Origin of the sequence: Nocardia sp. NPDC050408, assembly GCF_044458905.1 — a bacterium.
Lineage (GTDB): Bacteria > Actinomycetota > Actinomycetes > Mycobacteriales > Mycobacteriaceae > Nocardia.
Genome location: NZ_JBITIL010000004.1, coordinates 175,672 through 188,925, shown reverse-complemented (window position 1 = coordinate 188,925; position 13,254 = coordinate 175,672). Strand labels below are relative to the sequence as shown.

Annotated in this window: 13 protein-coding genes; 3 read left to right on the top strand and 10 right to left on the bottom strand. The window is 64.5% G+C overall.

The genetic code is table 11. The features are described 5' to 3' along the window. Window positions 1–97: 97 nt before the first annotated feature. Window positions 98–1,984, top strand: coding sequence for a hypothetical protein (locus ACIBJI_RS14130; RefSeq protein ID WP_397084416.1), 1,887 nt, complete (start codon window positions 98–100; stop codon window positions 1,982–1,984). 456 nt (window positions 1,985–2,440) lie between these two features. Beyond that, on the top strand, window positions 2,441–3,085 hold the full coding sequence (locus ACIBJI_RS14125; RefSeq protein WP_397084414.1) for a hypothetical protein: 645 nt from the start codon (window positions 2,441–2,443) through the stop codon (window positions 3,083–3,085). Window positions 3,086–3,153: 68 nt separating this feature from the next. On the opposite strand, the gene ACIBJI_RS14120 is transcribed toward ACIBJI_RS14125, so the two are convergent. From ACIBJI_RS14120 to ACIBJI_RS14095, 6 genes are all read right to left on the bottom strand, one after another. Beyond that, window positions 3,154–3,972 carry an NAD(P)-dependent oxidoreductase gene (locus ACIBJI_RS14120; RefSeq protein WP_396954926.1) on the bottom strand — a complete coding sequence of 273 codons (819 nt, stop codon included), beginning with the start codon at window positions 3,970–3,972 and terminating at the stop codon, window positions 3,154–3,156. A gap of 154 nt (window positions 3,973–4,126) precedes the next feature. Continuing rightward, a complete protein-coding gene (locus ACIBJI_RS14115) occupies window positions 4,127–4,963 on the bottom strand; it encodes a mycofactocin-coupled SDR family oxidoreductase (RefSeq protein WP_397084412.1) in 837 nt (278 codons plus the stop codon). A gap of 5 nt (window positions 4,964–4,968) precedes the next feature. Beyond that, window positions 4,969–5,649, bottom strand: a complete 681-nt coding sequence (locus ACIBJI_RS14110) for an SRPBCC family protein (RefSeq protein WP_397084410.1) — start codon at window positions 5,647–5,649, stop codon at window positions 4,969–4,971. Further along, window positions 5,646–6,137: a (2Fe-2S)-binding protein gene (locus tag ACIBJI_RS14105; RefSeq protein ID WP_364349782.1), complete on the bottom strand. Its 492-nt coding sequence runs from the start codon at window positions 6,135–6,137 to the stop codon at window positions 5,646–5,648. Before ACIBJI_RS14105 ends, ACIBJI_RS14110 begins: the two co-directional genes overlap by 4 nt. Continuing rightward, entirely contained in the window at window positions 6,130–7,005 is an 876-nt protein-coding gene (locus ACIBJI_RS14100; RefSeq protein WP_364349780.1) for a xanthine dehydrogenase family protein subunit M, read from the bottom strand. Before ACIBJI_RS14100 ends, ACIBJI_RS14105 begins: the two co-directional genes overlap by 8 nt. Further along, the gene (locus ACIBJI_RS14095; protein ID WP_397084408.1) at window positions 7,002–9,347 is read right to left on the bottom strand and encodes a xanthine dehydrogenase family protein molybdopterin-binding subunit; all 2,346 of its coding nucleotides are present in this window, start codon (window positions 9,345–9,347) and stop codon (window positions 7,002–7,004) included. The genes ACIBJI_RS14100 and ACIBJI_RS14095 overlap by 4 nt, the downstream gene beginning before the upstream one ends. 352 nt (window positions 9,348–9,699) lie before the next feature. Between ACIBJI_RS14095 and ACIBJI_RS14090 the strand changes: the two genes are divergently transcribed. Continuing rightward, a complete protein-coding gene (locus tag ACIBJI_RS14090) occupies window positions 9,700–10,776 on the top strand; it encodes an XdhC family protein (RefSeq protein ID WP_364349776.1) in 1,077 nt (358 codons plus the stop codon). Here ACIBJI_RS14090 and ACIBJI_RS14085 read toward each other — a convergent pair. The 4 genes from ACIBJI_RS14085 to ACIBJI_RS14070 form a co-directional block, all read right to left on the bottom strand. Further along, a complete protein-coding gene (locus ACIBJI_RS14085) occupies window positions 10,740–11,366 on the bottom strand; it encodes a helix-turn-helix domain-containing protein (RefSeq protein ID WP_364349773.1) in 627 nt (208 codons plus the stop codon). The genes ACIBJI_RS14090 and ACIBJI_RS14085 overlap by 37 nt on opposite strands. Before the next feature lie 42 nt (window positions 11,367–11,408). Next, on the bottom strand, window positions 11,409–12,017 hold the full coding sequence (locus ACIBJI_RS14080) for a TetR family transcriptional regulator (protein ID WP_364349770.1): 609 nt from the start codon (window positions 12,015–12,017) through the stop codon (window positions 11,409–11,411). A 113-nt stretch (window positions 12,018–12,130) separates the two neighbouring features. After that, a complete protein-coding gene (locus ACIBJI_RS14075; RefSeq protein WP_364349767.1) occupies window positions 12,131–12,562 on the bottom strand; it encodes a nuclear transport factor 2 family protein in 432 nt (143 codons plus the stop codon). An 88-nt stretch (window positions 12,563–12,650) separates the two neighbouring features. Continuing rightward, window positions 12,651–12,839: a ferredoxin gene (locus ACIBJI_RS14070; protein WP_397084405.1), complete on the bottom strand. Its 189-nt coding sequence runs from the start codon at window positions 12,837–12,839 to the stop codon at window positions 12,651–12,653. Window positions 12,840–13,254 lie beyond the last annotated feature (415 nt).

Here is a 13,254-nt window from a genome sequence, read left to right as displayed (position 1 = left end):
TTTCGGAATCGCATCCACACCTCGGGCATCCGCATTACGGTGTTCCGATAACAGCGTTACCAAAGTAGGTAGCGAGCATTACTGTAGGTAGGTGCACATGGGCGATGTGACTCACGTTCGTTCGGCTGGGCGGATCCGGCACTGGTGGCGCATCGCCGTCGTGGTGCTGTCGGTGTCGGCAAGTCTGTCCTGGCAGCCGGCGTGGGCGGAACCACCGGCAAGCGTGGTGACCGCGGACCCATCCGATCAACTGCACATCAAGGCCGACGTCAGCGAGTTACCGGTACCGCCTACGGCACCGTCCACCGATGCGGGCTCGTGCACAGAGACGGTCAACCCGCACAACACCGGCTGCGTCAGCCCTGCCTGGGGCGCGCTGGGCGCGGCGGGTACGTACTACCCCTCGAGTGATTACGCGCTGGTGGGCGCGGTCCTCGCCGGCGCACCGGCGTCGGGGCCCGCCAGCAGTTTCAACGGCCCGCAGGTGCTGCTGGTACACACCGACCGCAACACGTTCCCCAACGGCGATGGCTGGAAGTGCCTGACCTGCGGTGTGTCGTACCCGGCGAGTTGGAGCGACAACAACAATTTCACGTATGCGCTCAACAGTTTCCATGACGGTAAACGGGCCCTGGCAGGCTCGGCCATCATCGACTGCGGCCAGTACCAGTTCGCCGATGAGGAATGCACACCGGCGCAACTGCACGCCTATCCGCTGTACTGGGACGATGGCTCCGGTAAACCCGGCACGCTGCGAGAACCACGCCTGAATCCGGACGACAAGCACATCGGATTCAGCTACATACCGCCGTCGAAGGAAGTCCTCGCAGAGTATGCCTTCGCGGGCACACTGAGATTCGATCAGGCGAACAGCCGCTACGACATCGACAACGTGCGGACCATGTACAACCCGGATCCCGAGTTCCAGCCGTACACGGTCGACGGCAACCAGCTGAAGTTCAACCCGGCCGGAATGATCGGCGAGTTCCGCGGCTGGAGCGCCGACGGCACATCCGCTCTCGGCATCCAGAGCTACGAGTCCGGCGGCATCGACCTGTGGGCTACCGACAACGCCACCGGAAAGTCACGGCCAATCACCCGGCACGCGATGTACACCGACCCGAACTCCGCCTCACCCGACGGGAGATACCTGCTGTCGGAGCAGGTGATCGGTTCCGGCAGGCTGGACTTCATCTCCGGTCTGCGGGGTATTCCGCCGATCACCGACCAGATGCCGACCACCGCACACATCTCCGGCATACGCAATAACGGGCAACGCCGGTTCTTCCTGCCGTATCTGGTCGACGCCGACTCCGGACGCAGCGAGCACATCGACACCCCGGGCGAACCGAACTGGAACGCCGCCGCGGACCCCGCCTGGCTGGCCGACAGTACCGCAGCGATATGGGCGGAGAACCTTGTGACAACACCGGCTTGCGGTGGCAGCAACCCGCTGCCCTGCCCGACATCCAACGAGCCGGGTGGCCGCCACAGCCGGGTGATGATCGCCCGTTTCGATGGTCTCCGGCCGACACCACCGCCCACTGTGGCGTCGGCGCCGGATGTGACGTGGGGCCTGCCGTACCACCCCGGCGACACACTGCCCGCATTCCCGCACCTGCCCGGCGGGACCTACACGCTCGATGGCGCGAAGGGTGGCCAGGCGAAGGTGATGATCACCGAGGACTCGTCGAAGGCACTGATCTCGAAGATCGAAGTCACCTACACCGATTTCCAGAACGACCCCGATGCCACGATCAACGGCAGCGAGAGCGTGGAACGCGGGTCCGACGCCCAGATCTCCGCGATCACCTGGCACGAGAACCTGCAGGTGTCAGGCAGGCATCAGGGAACCAAGGTCACCAGTGAGCCCGGCGGATTCACCCTGTCACCGGCAGTGCTGGAAAACAACTTCCAAGCCACGGGCACCATGACAACCACTATCGATGGGACGACCTACACACAGCCAGCCAACGGGGCATAGCCCGAACGAATCTCCGGCGGCGGACGTGATATTCCACCGCCGGAGATATCAATCTCGGGCGAATTACAGCCGACGGTTGCGATTCGCAATCGTCGGATTGGTTGCGCCTTCGAAAGAAGGATTCATGCAGCGCGCAGTTGTGAAACTGCGCCGACAAATTCTTCGGTGAGTCCCTTGTCACAGTCGGCAAACCTACTTACGGTGTATCTGTAGCGATCGAACGCAGAGTCCCGAGATCCAATGGCACACCCCTTTCGGTAGCTGTCCGATAAATCCGCACGGATGGCGACACATTTCGAATGCCTGACGAATTCAGCATTTGCCGCACTGTCGACCGAATACAAGTAATCGGACATCGCGCTCCCCCGATCGGCTACGGAGCGATGTCGCTCCCGAAGACCGTCGATGAAACGGTGCGGGACGACGCCGCTCCAGAATCGGCACGGCACCAGGGCCGTGACGATCACCGCTTTGCTCGACGAGATGGAAACACCGATGGCTGCTCGACCCGTTGATCTCACTTCCCACAAAGCCAGGCGAGCGCACCCGCTCGCCCGCGCGGCAGCAGAGGCCCGCAACCATCGTCAGCGATATCAGTTGGTGGTGGTCGCGCCAGGAATTGCCGAGGTCGTCCGATATGCCGGCGGCTGGCTCTTCGATCGAGTAATGGCTGGATGGGATGTCACCGCGATGATCGCGGATCACACGGACACCCGGCCGCTCGACATTCTCGGTGTGCAGCTCGTCGGCCTCGATGAGGCATTGGAGTCGAGGGTGCGAAGCCCACTGCCACAGACCATCGCCATCGATGCCGGGCTATATGCCGCGGATGCCCGGGTCCGGGACGGGATGCTCGATGTCTTCGATCACATGCTGATCGATCAAGTGATCCTCTGGGGTGATGAGTGTCCCACCGAAATCGACCGTCGGGTCGACTCGGTGCAGCACCGGCTCAGCGTGGCCGCGCGGGCGTTCAAACTGCGCGCCCTCTCGGCCATCGTCGCCGCGGTGGATACAGCCGAGCCGACCGAGCGATTTCGCAACTGCGCCCTCTATCCCGGAAGTGGCGATTTCGGAGATCTCGTTCCGGCCGCACGGTAGCCGGACTGCTGGAACGAGCCGCCGGGTGCCGAGAAGGACGCAGCAGTTGTTGGCAAATCCGATATCTCTCAGCGGAGTTCGTCCATCAGGGCAAGCGTGGTCTCGGCCGCCGTGAGCACCAGGCCCTTCGGCGCGTCGGCTCGCACAGCGAGATCGGTTATCAGTCCGACGTCCTTGCGCAACAGGTCGGCGGCGTAGATTGCCAGCTGCTGAAGGCTTCCGGCCAGCGGCGCGATCGTGCCCAGCGCAACGCTGTTTCCGCTGCCATGGGCGATGACCTCACCGAGCCGCGTGGTGTCGACACCGAGTTCGCGTCCGAGGTCGAACGTCGTGGCGGCGGTGGCGAGGTTCGCCGTGAACAGCAGATTGTTCAGCAGCTTGGCGACCTGCCCGGCGCCCAGTTCACCGAGATGGACGACATGCCCAGCGTAGGTGTCGAACACCGGCCGGCAACGCTCGACCACCTCGGTCTCGCCGCCGGCCATCACCAACAATCTGCGCTCGGCGGCGGCCTGCCCGCCGCCGCTCACGGGTGCGTCTAACACCGAAATACCCTGGGCTGCAGCTTTTTTCGCCAACTCACGGCAGGTGTCGGGATGCACGGTGCTGTGTACCGCGAGTACGCCACCACTCGCCAGTCCGGCCAGGACCCCTTCCACGCCGTCGACAACCTCGACGACATCAGCGTCGCCGACCACACACACGCACACCAGATCGCTGGCCGCGGCGAGCGCGGCGGGAGAAGCCGCCACCGTAGCGCCGGTGTCCGCGAACGCCGCCAGCGTCTCTGGTCTGCGCGCCCACAATGTGGTCTGGTAGCCCGCATCGATGATGCGGCGCGCCATGGGTCCGCCCTGGCTGCCCAGTCCGATAAAGCCTATGCGCATAGTCAGTCCTTCAGGTGAATTCGAATACTCACGTCGATGGTCTCCGGTAAATCCACACCAGCGGGGTGGACATCAAGCCGGATGACCTGAACGTTGACGAACGGGTTGCGGACGATCGCCTCGACTCGCAGCGCGAATTCCTTTGGTCTTCGGCTTACTTCAGCAGCATGCCGGCGTCGACCGGCAGGGCGACACCGGTAATGAACCTGGCCTCGTCGGAGACCAGGAACAGTGCCGCGTTGGCGATGTCTTCGGCATCGACCCAAGGGGTGGGCAGTACGTGCATGGACTGCGATGCCGGAGCGAAGTCCTCCTTGGTCGGGTTCTCCAGGTCGGGCCGAAACATCCGGAAAGTCTCGTCATTGAGCAGCAGCGGTGTGCCGACCTGGGTCGGGCAGATCGCATTGACGCGAATACTCTTGTCACCCAGCTCTATTGCCAGCGTTCGCATCACACCGATGACGCCATGCTTGGCGGCGATGTAATGTCCGATGTTCGGGTGCGCGCGCAGACCACCGCTGGAGCTGGTGATCACGATGGAACCGCCGCGACCACCCGCGACGAGATGCGGGATGCCTGCCTTTGCAGTGAGCCAGACCCCGGTCAGGTTGACATCGATCATGTCGCGCCAGACCTTCTCACTCATCCGGTCGAGCCGCTTGCCTTCGCTGCCCAGGCCGGCGTTCGCCACCACGATGTCGAGCCGTCCGAACTGCGCGACGCCCTCGTCGACGACCGCTTTCATCGCGTCGTAGTCGCGCACATCCACCTCGGCGGCGATGATTCGGCGGCCGAGCGCCTGCACCTGGTCGACAGTCTCGGCCAGATCCGCCGGCGTCGACATTGGAATGATGACGCCATCGAGCTGCTTGCAGACATCGACGCAGATAATGTCGGCGCCCTCTTGGGCGAGGCGCACGGCGTGGGCACGACCCTGCCCGCGGGCGGCACCGGTAATGAAGGCGACCTTGCCATCAACTCTTCCAGCCATCTGTCTCACCTTTCACGGTGGCGGCGGCGAAGCAACACCACAATGTTCAGCGCCAGTAGGAATGCCACCGCCGGCGGACCGAACCGCTTCAAGCGGCCCATACCGGCCGCTTCGAGCAGGTCGATGGGGTCGGCCGCTACGCGCGGCGCGGTAGCCGACGCCGTCACCCCGGCGCCGACCGCATTGCCGTCGTCTTCGGAATCCGACTCCAGTGCAACGACTTCCGCCGAATCCCGGTCCTCGGCGGCGGTGATCTCCTTGGCCAGGTTCGCGGCGAACCGGCCGATGAGCGTGCCGGCCACCTCGGCCAGGGTGCCGCGACCGAACTGCGCGGGCTTGCCGGTGATAGCCAGGTCGGTCTCCACGACAACGTCGGTAGCACCGTCGGATTCCGCCAGTCGGCAGGTGATGACGGCGTGCGCGGTGCCATTGCCACGAGCTTCTCGCCCGCCGCCCTCGAGCACGGCGACCTTGGTTGCCTCGTCGGTCGACCGGAATTTGATAACGCCGGTATAGGTCAGACCGACGGGACCGAGTTTGACTTTGATCTTGCCGGTGTAGCCGCCGTCGTCCTTCCCCGTGAGCATGGCCCCGGGCACACAGGGCGCGATCCGCTCGATGTCGAGCAGCACGTTCCACGCGTCCGACACCGGGACGGGAATGCTGAAGGTGTTCTCGAGCTTCATGCGGGGTCCTTCACAATGCTGCTCTTTTCCGCCGCCGCCCGGACGGCCTTGATGATCCCCTGGTACCCCGTGCAGCGGCACAGGTTTCCGGATATGGCCGCGCGAATCTCCTGGTCCGTGGGATGCGGATTGTCGCGCAGGAATGCGGTCGCCGTGACGACGAAACCCGGTGTGCAGAAACCACATTGCAGGCCATGGTGCTCCCGTAACGCGGCTTGCACGGGCGACAGCTCACCGTCGGCCGCGGCCATCCCCTCCACGGTTGTGATCTCGGCGCCGTCGGCCTGTACAGCGAAAACCAGGCAGGCCCGTACCGCGTCCCCATCCAGCAGTACCGTGCAGGCCCCGCAAACCCCGTGCTCGCAGCCGAGATGGGTGCCGGTCAGCCCGCAGTCGATCCGCAGGAAATCGGCGAGGGTACGCCGGGGTGGCACGACCTTACGCCGCGCAATCCCATTGACCCGCACTTGAATTTCGACATCAGTCATCACTAGCCTCCTGCACCGCACGCCGCCACGCCCGCGCCACCATGACCGCACCGACGCGGCGGCGATAGTCGGCTGATCCATGTAGATCCGACGGCACCGAATCCAGCCCGGACACCGCGGTACGTCCGACGTCCCCGGGGTCCACCTCGCTTGCGGCACGACCGATCAACTCGACCTCGGCCGCACCCGCTCGTACCGCCATCGGTCCGAGTCCGAACAATCCGATCGCACACCAGTCGATGCGCGAATCCGCATCCAGACGCACCGCGACCGTGGCGCCCGCGATAGCGAAATCGCCGCTGCGACGGGCGAATTCCTCGATCGCAAAGCCGCACCGCCCCTGCCGTACCGGAAACACGATGCCGGTCAGCAGTTCATCTTCGGCCAGTTCGGTGCTCCACATCCCGGTGAAGAATTCGGCTACGGCGATCCTCCGGCGCCCGCGCGGTGACAGCGCTTCGAGCTCCGCATCGAGTGTCAGCGCCACCGCCGGATATTCGGCCGCCGCATCGGCATGGGCGATTGATCCACCGATGGTGCCACGGTTGCGGATCTGGAAATGGCCGATCAGCGGGGTCGCCCGCGACAATAGTGGGACCGATCCGCGGATTTCCGCGGACTTGCCGACCGCGGAATGCGTTGTTCCGGCACCGATCCACACTGAATCATCGCGACTGTCGATGCCGCGCAATTCCTTCAGGCGGCGCAAGTCGACGAGGTGGTCGAAGACCGCGAGGCGAAGGATGAGCATCGGCATCAGGCTCTGCCCACCGGCGATCGCCTTGGCTCCGTCGCCGAGTTCGGCCAACAGTTCGACCGCCTCCTGCGCAGTGGCCGGCGCATGGTACTCGAACGCTGCCGGCTTCACGCTGTCACCGCCCGGGTATCAGCCGCATCGATCAACGCGAGGATCGCAGCGGGGGTGAGCGGCAGCCGGGAGATTTCCACACCGAACGGGGCCAGCGCATCCGCGACCGCGTTGACCACGGCCGGCGAGGAACCGATCGCGCCGCCCTCCCCGACCCCCTTGTAGCCGCCGGGCCCCGGTCCCGGTGTTTCGATGTGACCGAGCTCGATGACCGGCACCTCCGTGGCCGTCGGAATCAAGTAGTCCATGAAAGTGGTGGCGACAGGGTTTCCACTCTCGTCGTAGGCGAGATTCTCGTAGAGCGCCCCACCGATGCCCTGCACCGTGCCGCCGTAGATCTGGCCCTCCACCACACTGGGGTTGATCATGGGGCCGCAGTCCTCGCTGACGATGTAGCGCAGCAGTGTGACCTCGCCGGTCTCGATGTCGACTTCGCACGTGCACAGGTGGGTCGCGTTGGCCCAGATCATCGGGCTCTGCGCTCGATAGCGCCCGCTACATTCCAATCCCGCAGGAATGCCCGACGGCAGCGCATCCGGCTGAAAATAGGCAATTGCGGAGATCTCGGGCAACGACAATTCGGCATCGGGCGCCCCGCGCACCATGGCCCGCCCGTGCGTGAACTCCACCTCGTCGACCGCCACACCCAAGCGATGGGCTGCGATGGCCACAATCCGTTCCCGCAGTACCGATGCCGTCTCGGCGATCGCCCCTGCCACCATCGAGCCGGAACGGCTGCCGCCGGTGCCGGCCCCGAACGGTGTCACAGCCGTATCACCCTGGATGGTGTGGACATCTGCGATGTCCACACCGAGTGCGTCGGCGGTCAGCTGAATCGCGGTTGTCTCCAGGCTGTTTCCCGAGGATCCACCGGCGAGATATACGTTGACCTTGCCCGAGGGCTCGATGCGGATCGTCGCGCCTTCTGTGCCGTGGTACGGGGTCGACGCTGCGGTCGGCTCCAGATATGTACAGGTGCCGACGCCGAGGAAGCGGCCCTGCGCGCGAGCCAGTTCCTGCTCACGGCGGAAGGCCGGATAATCGAGCATCCCGAGCGCCTGCTCGAACGTCTCCAGCGGGGTGACATCGCTGTACCGCATGCCGCTCGGGTTGAGTAGCGGCAGGTCCTCGCGGCGCAACATGTTCCGGCGGCGCAACTCGGCCGGGTCGATGCCCAGTCGCCGTGCGGCGGTGTCGAGCAACACCTCCCGCGCCATCGATTCGAACTGCCACGGTCCGCGATACGCCACTCGCCCGGCAGTGTTGGAGTACAGCATCTTCATCGTGAATGTCGCCGCGGGCACCCGATACGGCCCGGGGAACAGCATCCCGACAACTGCTGCGGCCGTCATGGGCGACGGCACCGGATACGCCCCGACGTTCTGCACGTAGTCGAGAGAGGCGGCCAGAATCGTGCCGTCCCGGCCGAAGGCCATGCGGGCCTCGCCATGGTCCTGGCGTGCCAGCCCCGCTGAGATCAGGTGTTCCTGCCGGTCCTCGATCCATTTCAGCGCGACCGGTACCTTCGTCGCCGCCAGCATGACACAGATGTCTTCGCGCTGGACCACCACCTTCTGCCCGAAGCCACCTCCAGTGTCGCGCACTATGACTCGCACCCGATGCTCGTCGACACCGAGCAGCCGGGCGCAGAAGCCGCGCACCTCGTGCGGCGCCTGGGTCGAGGTCCAGATCGTCATCTCACGGGCCGATGCCGACCACTCCGCGACCACGCCACGGGTCTCCATCGGCACTGGCGTATACGCCTGCTGAAAGATGGTCTGCCGCACCACATTCGGTGCGGCATCGAACAGCGGCGCCATCTCTTCGGCCGGCCGACCGGACAGCTGGCCGGCGACGTTCCGCGGAAAACGGGCGTGCACGAGGGCCTGCGAACCTTCTGCCGTCGTGTAATCGACCACGGCAGGCATCGGCTCGTAGTCGACCACGACCAACTCCGCCGCGTCTTCGGCTAGATATCGGTCGGAGGCGACAACCAGCGCGACCGGATCCCCGACGAACCGGACCTCGTCCTCGGCCAGCGGCGGCCAATTCGACGCAGGCAGGTGCGGCCCATCGATCCGGTACGACTGATCGTGCACGCCGAGATTGAGGTCCGCGGCCAGAAAGACAGCGTAAACCCCGTCGAGCGCAACAGCTTCCGTGGTATCTATTCCGGTGATCCGGGCGCGGGGCAGTGGACTGCGCACAAAGCAGGCGTGCAGCATCCCCGGCCGCGACACATCATCGACGAATGATCCGGCGCCCGTGAGCAGCCTCAAATCCTCGATCCGGCGGACGCGTGTACCGGCATAGGTATCGGCCCTGGTTTGTGCGGTACTCACCGCTCACCCTTTTCCTCGGTATGCCGTGCGATCGACCAACGCCCAGGTGCTCGACTACCCCGGTACTTCGGTTCGTGCATTTGGCCTCCATGTACATCGGATGGCTTCGCGCGACATCGGCGCATACCGCTTTTCCTCAGCTCTAGCCCCGCCTCCAAGTGGACGGCGTTGCGCTGCTCGATCGAATCGAGCGACCCGGATCCGTCATCCGCGGCGGTCCTGTCGGCGCGGCTCTTTGGATCTATATCGTGCTGTCCAACTGTCTAGCATCGGACTCGAACGCCTGTCAATATGGGTGTATGTCGGATATGAGAATGATATTCTCACCCTGGTACGGCTCGAGAGGATGATCATGCGCGAATTGTCGGCACAGCTGCTGCAATGGCATGCGCAGCGCGCCTCGTATGCCGTAGCCACGGTTGTCGACGTAACCGGAAGCGCGCCACGGCTGCCCGGCGCGACTATGGCCGTGAACGACGCCGGCGCCGTCATCGGCAGCATCTCGGGCGGCTGCGTGGAAGCGGCCGTCTACGACCTCTGCCGTCAGGTACTGCGGTCGGGTACGCCGGCGCGGGAGACGTTCGGCTACAGCGATTCCGACGCCTTCGCGGTCGGGCTCACCTGTGGTGGCGAGGTCGCGGTTCTCGTCCATCGAGTCACCGCCCAGGAGTACCCGGCCATCGAAGCGGTCGTGCGAGCCGAGCATCCGATATCTCTGGTTCGCGATCTGAGAACGGGCGAGATCAGCGCCGTCGGACTACGAGAAACTGCCGGCACGAAGTTCGATCCGGCAGTGGTGCAGCAGGCTTTGGGCATGCTCGACGCGGACTCATCCGGCGTCCGGGTAATCGGATGCGAGGATGCCCAACGCACAGTGTTCATCGAGTCCTTCGGCTCGCAGCCACGCCTGATCGTTTGCGGGGCAACCGATTTCAGCGCCACACTGTGCCGGGTCGGGCGATTGCTTGGTTACCGGGTCACCATTTGCGATGCGCGATCGGTGTTCACTACGCAGGCGCGATTCCCCGACGCCGACGAGGTGGTCGTGGACTGGCCGCATCGGTATCTAGGCCGCACCACGGTTGATTCGCGCACAGCGGTGTGCGTGCTGACACACGATCCGAAGTTCGATATTCCGGTCCTGCAGCTGGCATTGCGGCTACCGATCGGATACGTCGGTGCGATGGGCTCACGCCGCGCCGATGCAGATCGTCGGTCACGTTTGCGGGCAGCAGGTCTCACCGAACCCGAGCTGCGTCGTCTGCACTCACCGATCGGTTTGGAACTGGGCGGACGGACTCCCGAGGAGATCGCGGTGGCGATCGCCGCAGAGATCGTCGCCGTGCGGCGCGGTGGGTCGACCCGGCCGTTGTCCGCGACGAACCGACCTATTCACGCCGTGTCGGATACGCAGCCGTCACCGGCCTGACCTGCGGCAGCCGCCGGTGGTTCCAAGATGTCGAGGTAGTGTTCGACCAGAGCGAGCATCTCGTCATGACCCATGTCGAAACCGAAGTTGGCTTCCGTCACCATGATTCGCGGCAGGCCTGAGAGCAGCATCGACAGCGTCACCGGCGTAATCTGCGCGGCATCGATCCGGCGCTCCCGCAGGATGAATGTGAAAGCGGTGACCTGGATTTCCCGGTACCGCCGCGCATAAGCCATCAGCTCGGTACGAATTGCCTTGCGATGGTTGGCCAGCGCGATGAACTCCTGCATCAGCGCGTTGCCGCGCGGATCTCGGGACAGTTCCCACAGGGCATGCAGCGGCCGATCCGAGGTCAGCGCTTGCATTTGGCGTTCGAAGTTGGCCTCGGTTCCTTCACTGAAGACCGCGAGGAACAAATCCTCCAAGGTTGGGAAGTAGTAGTGCACCAACGCCGGCTTGACACCCGCCTCGACGGCCACTCGGCGGGTCGTCGCGGCTGCGTACCCCTCCTCGGTCATGACCCGGGCAGTGGCTTCCAGAAGAGTGCGCCGCGTCGCCGAGTCCTTCGCGCCTCGCCTGCGGGTGGACATGACGCGAGGCTATCACTGGGCAGTCGGACAGCAGCGGCTGACTCACGCGGTCAGCGCGCCGCTCGCTCCTGATCGGTCATCCCCGGCGGCAAAATGCTCGGTGAGCACGCGAACCGCGTCGGCGATGGCGGGGCGCAGGCGGTCCGCCGGGTATTCCGGTCCGAACAGCATCCGCCGCAACTGTGGCAGGGCCAAACTCCAGTCGACCATCGCGAGAATCAGGAAGACCAGCGTTCGGGGATCACGCTCACCTGAACCCATCGCGGCCCGCGCGGCCCGGACTTTGTCCGCATAGTGTTCGGTGCGTGCCGGTTCGTCGGGAACCAGACCAGCCCCCATTTCGAGCGCCTCCCACATCACCAATCGCAGCGCCCGCGGATGCGCCTGGTGGTAGTCGAACAGCCGGACAGCATAATTGCCCAGGTCGGACTCGTCGAGCGGTACCGCCCGAGCCAGTTCCGCCATCGACCGTTCCAGGACCACCGCGAACAATGCCTTCTTGTCGCCGAAGTAGTCGTAGATCGCACGCTTGTTGGCCTTGGCATTGGCCGCGATGCGATCCACTCGCGCCCCGGCAATGCCGTATTCGGCGAACTCTGTCGTAGCGGCAGCGAGAATCCGTTCCTTGGTCGCAGCCGAATCGTATGCCACGAAATCATTGTAACGAAACAGTTCGTTTCACAGCTCGCGCAGGTGGCAGGCGCTTTCAAGCCTGCCACAAGCACATTGCGGCGTATGCCTACTCACTGGTTCACTCAGGGACCTTATGGCAGCACGACACCGGGATTACCGTCAGTCCAGGTGCTCGACAACAACCGGGACGCGATCCGCCAGCCGGACTCGGTGCGACGCAGCAGATCCTGATAGCGACCGGCCGCGAGGAAGCGTTCATCGCCGCGCATATGCTGGGCCAGGTAGTAGCAGCTGTGGGCGGCCTCGTCTCCGGTGATCGTCACGACATGGTTGGTAACGAAATGTTGAGTGGCATCGAGCCTTTCGATCCCCGCCCGAACTCGTGCGAGGATCTGGGCGGGGCCGGTACACCGCTGCTCGGCCGCCGAGTAATCCCAGACGGCGTCTGGCGTAAACAGGCTCTCGAACAGCAGCCAGTCGCGATTGTCGAGGGCAGTGGAGTATGCGGTCACGATGTCGACGACCGCGATCCGGTCAGCGAGCAGTTCTGTGGCGGTGGTCATCTGCGTTCCTGATCGGTAATGGTGATAGGAATTTCAAGGGGCCCGCTGCGAGCGTATTCGTCCGACATCATCGACACCACGCTGCGACTCAACTCGTCTCGATTGCCTGTTCGGGGCAGGCCTGCGCAGCAGATTCGACCGCCTCGCTGAACTCCTCCGGTACGTCGGACATCTGGACCTGGGCATAGCCGTCGTCGTTGATGGCGAACACCTGCGGACACAGACCGGTGCAGACGCCGTGACCCCGACAACGATCCGAGTCGACGGAGACCTTCATCCGGCACCTCCCTTCCCTACATCGAACTCCACGTGCAACCCGATTCGGCCGCGCCGGAACGAAGGTCGGCACGCCCCTTCGTCGCTCCATTGCGCACTACGGTTGTCAGAGCCACGGACTTCGCAGTCCACGCCGGGCCGCCGCTTCGCGAATCCGGGAGAATCTTACTCTCAATATGTGGCAACAATATTCTCGTGAAGTAAGAACGTCAACTGGTCCGATCACCGTAGCCGCTCCTGATCGCGGCACTGTGGATGGTCGGGAGGTAGCGAATCGCACTCCCGACGAGCACGCCGACGCGCACCGCACACCGGTGCGAAGCCAGCCCGAGTTGGTGCTGTCCGGGGTCAGCAGCGCCGCATTCATCGCCCCGAAACACGCAACAGCCCCGCACCCTGAGGGTGCGGGGCTGTTG

Bases quoted from the DNA above. Each gene is read 5' to 3' on its own strand.
- ACIBJI_RS14130 (WP_397084416.1), top strand. From the start codon at position 98: ATGGGCGATGTGACTCACGTTCGTTCGGCTGGGCGGATCCGGCACTGG.
- ACIBJI_RS14090 (WP_364349776.1), top strand. From the start codon at position 9,700: ATGCGCGAATTGTCGGCACAGCTGCTGCAATGGCATGCGCAGCGCGCC.
- ACIBJI_RS14075 (WP_364349767.1), bottom strand. From the start codon at position 12,562: ATGACCACCGCCACAGAACTGCTCGCTGACCGGATCGCGGTCGTCGAC.
- ACIBJI_RS14085 (WP_364349773.1), bottom strand. From the start codon at position 11,366: ATGTCCACCCGCAGGCGAGGCGCGAAGGACTCGGCGACGCGGCGCACT.
- ACIBJI_RS14115 (WP_397084412.1), bottom strand. From the start codon at position 4,963: ATGGCTGGAAGAGTTGATGGCAAGGTCGCCTTCATTACCGGTGCCGCC.
- ACIBJI_RS14105 (WP_364349782.1), bottom strand. From the start codon at position 6,137: ATGACTGATGTCGAAATTCAAGTGCGGGTCAATGGGATTGCGCGGCGT.
- ACIBJI_RS14070 (WP_397084405.1), bottom strand. From the start codon at position 12,839: ATGAAGGTCTCCGTCGACTCGGATCGTTGTCGGGGTCACGGCGTCTGC.
- ACIBJI_RS14110 (WP_397084410.1), bottom strand. From the start codon at position 5,649: ATGAAGCTCGAGAACACCTTCAGCATTCCCGTCCCGGTGTCGGACGCG.
- ACIBJI_RS14120 (WP_396954926.1), bottom strand. From the start codon at position 3,972: ATGCGCATAGGCTTTATCGGACTGGGCAGCCAGGGCGGACCCATGGCG.